Source organism: Hamadaea sp. NPDC051192 (assembly GCF_040682475.1).
GTDB lineage: Bacteria > Actinomycetota > Actinomycetes > Mycobacteriales > Micromonosporaceae > Hamadaea > Hamadaea flava.
Window position 1 is genome coordinate 1 of record NZ_JBFBAZ010000255.1, and the last position, 5,241, is coordinate 5,241.

At 72.5% G+C, this 5,241-nt stretch carries 8 protein-coding genes; 3 read left to right on the plus strand and 5 right to left on the minus strand.

Features of this window, described 5'->3' with window-relative positions; translation table 11 throughout:
* On the minus strand, positions 1–486 hold a 486-nt coding region (locus AB0M47_RS41980; RefSeq protein ID WP_363424434.1), incomplete at its 3' end, for a hypothetical protein.
* A 162-nt stretch (positions 487–648) separates the two neighbouring features.
* Between AB0M47_RS41980 and AB0M47_RS41985 the strand changes: the two genes are divergently transcribed.
* Together AB0M47_RS41985 and AB0M47_RS41990 are read left to right on the plus strand one after the other, a co-directional pair.
* On the plus strand, positions 649–927 hold the full coding sequence (locus AB0M47_RS41985) for a hypothetical protein (RefSeq protein ID WP_363424436.1): 279 nt from the start codon (positions 649–651) through the stop codon (positions 925–927).
* 9 nt (positions 928–936) lie between these two features.
* Positions 937–1,605, plus strand: a complete 669-nt coding sequence (locus AB0M47_RS41990; protein WP_363424438.1) for a class I SAM-dependent methyltransferase — start codon at positions 937–939, stop codon at positions 1,603–1,605.
* Here the strand turns inward: AB0M47_RS41990 and AB0M47_RS41995 are convergent.
* A complete protein-coding gene (locus tag AB0M47_RS41995; RefSeq protein ID WP_363424439.1) occupies positions 1,583–1,999 on the minus strand; it encodes a DUF4395 domain-containing protein in 417 nt (138 codons plus the stop codon). The two genes, AB0M47_RS41990 and AB0M47_RS41995, sit on opposite strands and share 23 nt — an antisense overlap.
* A 10-nt stretch (positions 2,000–2,009) precedes the next feature.
* The gene (locus tag AB0M47_RS42000; protein WP_363424441.1) at positions 2,010–2,444 is read right to left on the minus strand and encodes a thioredoxin family protein; all 435 of its coding nucleotides are present in this window, start codon (positions 2,442–2,444) and stop codon (positions 2,010–2,012) included.
* A gap of 22 nt (positions 2,445–2,466) precedes the next feature.
* On the opposite strand from AB0M47_RS42000, the gene AB0M47_RS42005 reads away from it, so the two are divergent.
* On the plus strand, positions 2,467–3,408 hold the full coding sequence (locus tag AB0M47_RS42005; protein ID WP_363424443.1) for a phosphotransferase: 942 nt from the start codon (positions 2,467–2,469) through the stop codon (positions 3,406–3,408).
* Positions 3,409–3,566: 158 nt separating this feature from the next.
* Here the strand turns inward: AB0M47_RS42005 and AB0M47_RS42010 are convergent, their stop codons facing one another.
* Positions 3,567–4,484, minus strand: coding sequence for an N-acetylmuramic acid 6-phosphate etherase (locus AB0M47_RS42010; RefSeq protein WP_363424445.1), 918 nt, complete (start codon positions 4,482–4,484; stop codon positions 3,567–3,569).
* The coding region (locus AB0M47_RS42015) for a MurR/RpiR family transcriptional regulator (RefSeq protein ID WP_363424448.1) at positions 4,468–5,241 on the minus strand (774 nt) is incomplete at its 5' end. The genes AB0M47_RS42015 and AB0M47_RS42010, both read right to left, overlap by 17 nt.

Here is a 5,241-nt window from a genome sequence, read left to right on the forward strand (position 1 = left end):
GGCCGGGGGCTCGGTCGGCGGCGGAGTGGGCGTCTCCGTAGCCGGCGGCTCGCTCACCGCCGCGGCGGCGACAGGTGCGGCGACGGGCGCCGGGTCTGCCGGTGCGGGCTGTTCAGCCACGGCCGGTTCGGCCGGCGTGGCTTCCGCGGCTGCGGGTTCGGCCGGCGGTTCGGCGGCGAACACCTGCTCGGTCGGAGCGTCCGCTGCCTCGGCGGCCTCGGCGGCATCGGCCGGCGGCGGCGTCTCGACCGGCTCAGGCGTACTGGCCGGTTCGGGAGCGCCGGCCGGGTCGGGGGTTCCGGCCGGCGCGGCGGCGTCCGCCGGCGGGGCGTTGGACGCGGCGGCGGCAGCAGCGGCGACCGCGGCCGCTTCCGCAGCCGCGGCGGCAGCAGCCCGGCGACGCCAGTTGATGTACCGGCCGCGATCGTCGCGCGGCGGGTTTGCTCGAGAGTCGAGCGGGAGGTCGGCGGCCTCGTTGTCAGACACTGACGCCTCTCAAGTCCGGGGGAACTTAGGAATTTCCATCGGACATCGTGAGGTTCGCCGCCCTTTCCGGCACTCGCCCGCAAGGTGAGTGATTCGCGCCGAACGGTCAGCGTACGGGTGCGGGGGCCGTCCACTGGGGAGGGCGGGACTCCCCTGCGGGCCATGCCGGGGAACGAGCCGGATCGGTGGCGCGCCGCGCTGGGCAGCCTGTTGTTCCTGGTCGTCGCACCGGAGTTGGTCGCCGGGCTGGCGCCATGGTGGCTGACCGGCGGATGGCGTACCGGGACGACCATTGTGGTCCTGCGGCTGCTCGGCGCGATCCTGCTGACCGTCGGGACAGCCGCCCTTCCGTGGTCGTTCGGACAGTTCGTCTGGGAGGGCGCCGGCACTCCGGCCCCGGTCGCGCCGACTGAGCATCCGGGCGAAACGGGGCAACGCTAGCATCGGGGTATGACCGATCCCGATCAGCACGCCCGCGCGCTGGCCGCCGAGGCCGCCGCGAACAACGACGCGACCGGCTGGTTCGAGCGCCTGTACGCCGAGGCCGAAGCCGGGACGGCGGCCGTGCCGTGGGACAGCAAGGTCCCGCACCCGCTGCTGGTGGAGTGGGCCGACGCGGTCGAGCTGCACGGGCACGGCGAACCGGCGCTCGTGATCGGCTGCGGTTACGGCGACGACGCGGAGTTCGCCGCCGCCCGGGGTTTCGAGGTCACCGCGTTCGACGTCTCCCCCAGCGCCATCGCGGGCGTACGCGCCCGGTTCCCCGGCTCGGCCGTCCACTATGTCGCCGCCGACCTCTTCGAGTTGCCCGAGGCGTGGCGTCAGGCGTACCAGTTGGTCGTCGAGATCTTCACGGTGCAAGCGCTACCGGTACGCCTGCGCGAGGCGGCCGTCGCGGCGATCTGCGAGACGGTGGCGCCGGGCGGGCGGCTGATCGTGATCCAGCGGTGGCGACCGGACGGCCCGGTGCCCGAGGGGCCGCCGTGGCCGCTGACCCGCGCGGACATCGAGCTGTTCACCGCGAACGGCCTGACGGCCGAGCAGGTGGAGATGCTGCCGGACGCCGACGGCGCCAGTGCCCGGTGGCGGGCGGAGTTCAGGCGCGACGCGGCCCGGTGACCCGGCGCAACAGCAGGTACGCCTCGCAGCCGAGGCACAGCCCGAACGCGGCGTTGAGGAACGCCGCGATCAGCGCGAAAGCCGTCGCGACCAGACCGACCGCGGTGGCACCGGACAGGAAGCCGACCGCCGCGACAGTGGCGAAGACGAACCCGACGGCCTGCGCGAACCGGACCGGCTCGGCCGGCTCGACTTCACGGGGCGGGCCGAGCCGGGGCGCGACCAGGACACGGAAGAGCGCCCCGTAGGGCGCGTGCCGGGCGCTGACCGCGCCGACGGCGAACACGACCGCCTGGGCGGCGGCGAGCCAGCCGCTGCGGGTGAGCGCGATCACGATGAGAACCACCGTGGTGACTACCGCCGCGAAGCGCGGTCCACGGACGTCGAGCTGCATGAACGCAAAGTTACTGGGCGGTTGTGAACTCGCCGAGAACCGCGGTGATCGCTCCCACCAGCTGGGCACGGGTCGGCTGCCCGCTGGCCCGGCGGACGATCGTCCCGGCGGCGTCCACGAGCAGCACCGTCGGCGTACGCATGATGCCCAGTTCGCGGACGGCGTCGAGGTGCGACTCGGCGTCCACCTCGACGTGGCGTACGCCGTCGACGGTCTTCGCGGCCTGCTCGCACAGGGCGCGGGTGGCCCGGCACGGGGCGCAGAACGCCGACGAGAACTGCAGCAGGGTCAGCGGTGTGCCCGGCTGCCAGCCGAGTTCGCGCAGCATCGGGACCTCCCCCGGGGTCTGGGCGGTGAACCGGCCGTTTCGCCGTCTCCACGCGACGCCGATCGCGCTCGCGGCGGCGAGGGCGACGACGACGGTAAACAAGCTGACCAACGGCACTGGTCAACGGTAGCTTCCCGGTGTGAACGAATTGCGGCCGGAAGACTGGGCTACGACGGAGCTCACAGCACGCGGGATCAGCGTGCACGAGGTCACGTGGCCCCACCGATATCCCTGGTCCCAGGTGGCCAAGATCACTACTGGCGCCGGGGACATGTGGCTCAAACTCAACCTCGCCGACACGGCGTACGAGGCGGGACTGTTGCGGCTGCTGGGCACGCTCGTGCCGGCGCACGTCGTGGTCCCGCTCGCGGTCGACGCCGGGCGTGGCTGGTCGCTCAGCCCGGACGGCGGCGTGACGCTGCGGGCGCACGAGGACGGCAAGTTCCGGATCGAGGTGTGGGAGCGGATGCTCGGCGAGTACGCCGACATCCAGCGCAGCCTCACGCCGCACGTGGCCGACCTCCTCGCCGTGGGTACGCCCGACCTGCGGCCGCAGCGGCTGCCGGAGTGGTTCGACCTGCTGCTGAACGACCCGTTCGTCCGCGCCAACGTCGCCGACCAGGTCGACGCGCTGACCGCGATGCGGCCGGTCGTGCAGCGGGCCGCCGAGGACCTCGTCGCGTCCGGGATCGGCCCGACGTTGCAGCACGACGATCTGCACGACGCCAACGTGCTCGTCCGGGGCGACAAGCATGCCTTCTTCGACTGGGGCGATGCCAGCGTGGCGCACCCGTTCGGGACGCTGCTGGTGACGTTGCGAGTCGCCGCCCGCAAGGCCGAGGTCGAGGAGGGCGATCCGCTGCTGGTCCGGCTGCGGGACGCGTACCTGGAGGCGTGGACAGGTGAGCACGCACGAACGGACCTGGTCCGCTGGGTCGACGCCGCGCTGACCGTGACGAAGATCAGCCGGGCGTTGTCCTATCGGCGTTCCCTGCGCGACGCCGACGAGAAACTGCTCTCCGAGTACGGCGAAGGCGTCTGGGGCTGGTTCACCGAGCTACTGGAACCCAACCCGATCTGACCCGCCCTCCCTGCCCCGGTCGGGCCCTGGATGGGCACGGATAAGCAGCAGATCAGGGATATGCCTGCGATCTTGGACCAAGATTCCAGGCATATCCCTGATCTGCCGCCAAAGCACAGCGGCCACCAGCGGAGCGTAAGCGCCGCGTAAGCGGAGCGTCAGGGGGCGGTGAGGCGGGAGACCGCGGGCCGGATCGCCCCACGGGTCTCGGTGAGCGCCTGCCGTGCGGCGTCGACGTCGGCGAGCTGGTGGTCGGGTGCGGCCAGCAGCATGAGCAACGCCACCGACGGGTCGTCGCCGGATTCGGCCAGCGCTTCGGCGGCGAGGTCTCCGTCGACGTGCGCGGCGGCCGACAGCGTCCACACCGCGCGGCGGCGCAGTTTGGCGTTGGTCGGCACGGCGCAGACCATCAGGTTGCCGTAGGTCCGCCCGTACTTGACCATCAGCGCGGTCGAGAACGTGTTGAGGATCAGCTTCGCCGCGGTGGCCGCCTTCATCCGGGTCGAGCCGGTGATGATCTCCGGGCCGGTGTCGGCGGCGATGAAGATGTCGGCGTGCTCGGCCAGCGACGCCCGCGGGTTCGACGTGATCAGCCCGGTCGTCGCGCCGAGCTTGCGGGCTTGCCGCAGCGCGCCGCCGACGTAGGGGGTGCCGCCGCTCGCGGCCACGCCGAGCACCAGGTCGCCGGGTTGGACGTCGGAGGCGTCGCGCGCCCCGGCGGTGTCGTCGTCCTCGGCTTGTTCGGCGGCCCGCCACAGGGCGTCCACCCCGCCCGCGACGTGCGGGACGACCTGGTCCGGTCGCAGCGCGTAGGTCGGGCGCAGCTCGGCGGCGTCGGCGAACGCGACCCGGCCGGAGGTGCCCGCGCCGAAGTAGTGGATGCGGCCGCCGCCGGCCAGGGCGCGGACGCCGGCCTCCACGGCCTCGCCGATCTGGGGCAGTACCGCCGCCACCGCCGCCGGCACGGTCGCGTCGGCCTCGTTGATCAGCCGCAGGACGTCAGCCAGCGGCAGTTCGTCGATCCGGTCGGAGGACGGGTTGCGGCGTTCGGTCGGAGCGTCAGGTTCGACTTCCACGTACACGGTTGTTGGTCCTGCCTGCAGAGTGTCGGGACGAGACCGCGTCGTGCGCGCGGTCGAACGCCTCCCACGTCTGATCACCGCGACGCTGCGCGAGCGCGGCGAACAGACAGTCGGCGACGTAGAGCTGAGCGATCCGGCTGACGGTCGCGCCGGTGCGGAAGAAGATGCTCTCCCGTCCGGCGCTGGCCAGCACGATGTCGCTCATCTCAGCCAGGGGTGAGCGGGGGTAGTTGGTGATGGCCAGGGTCGTGGCGCCCCGCTGCTTCGCCACGCGGACCGGGTCGAGCACTTCGACGGTGCGCCCCGAGTGCGACACCGCGATGACGACGTCCTGGGCGCTCAGATGCGCCGCGGACGCGACCGCGCGGTGCACGTCGGAGTACGCCAGACAGGTGAGCCCCAGGTGGGACAGTTTGTGGTCGAGGTCGGCCACGACGACGTCGCTGGAGCCGACGCCGTAGAGGTAGACCCGGTGCGCCCGGTTCAGGGCGTCGACCGCCGCCGACAGCGCCTCCAGGTCGAACGTGTCCACAGTGTCCTGGATGGCGCGCTGCGCGGCGTGGGCCATCTTCTGGGTGATGGCCGGGAAGTTGTCCTCCGGCGCGATGTCGGTCTCCGCGCCGATCGGCACGTGCCGGCCGGCCGACTGCTGCCGGTCGACCGCCACGGCCAGCAGCAGCCGCAGCTCGTGGTAGCCGGTCAGGCCGACGTCGCGGCAGAACCGGGTCACCGTCGTGGCCGAGGTGCCGGC